General features: G+C 53.0%; 1 rRNA gene. It reads right to left on the bottom strand.

What is annotated here, in order from left to right:
• Nucleotides 1-310 precede the first annotated feature (310 nt).
• Nucleotides 311-421 (bottom strand): 5S ribosomal RNA (rrf, locus tag AC1DMS_RS31780); the annotation flags it as partial.

The raw sequence follows: 421 nt of genomic DNA, 5'->3' as shown, positions 1-421 counted from the left end.
TTTAAGTACCGTCAAACTTTTTTCGCTTTCTTCAGCTTCTTGTCGCACCCCGCAACCTTCGCTACGAGACGCTGAAGCTGCTTCAGCGGAGCCTTCGATTATGCACTGTTTTTTCAAACCGCGTCAACTTCGAAGAAGATTTTTTCTTCTGGCCTCCTGGCAGCTCGCTCACTGGGAGTCTGCTACCTGAAGCTGCTCGCAGCGCCCCTGGAGACGCTGTGTCGCTTGCCTTTTTGTGTGAACACTTTTGGGGTGCTCACACAAAAAGGAAAGCCCAACACACCGTGTTGGGCTTTTCCTGGCTGTAAGAGCCTGACGATGACCTACTTTCACACGGGAACCCGCACTATCATCGGCGCTGACGCGTTTCACTGTCCTGTTCGGGATGGGAAGGAGTGGTACCACGTCGTCGCTATGGTCA

The organism is Variovorax sp. 05T418 (assembly GCF_056396385.1).
Note: the sequence above shows the minus strand (reverse complement) of the source record. Positions and strands in the feature narration are given on the sequence as shown.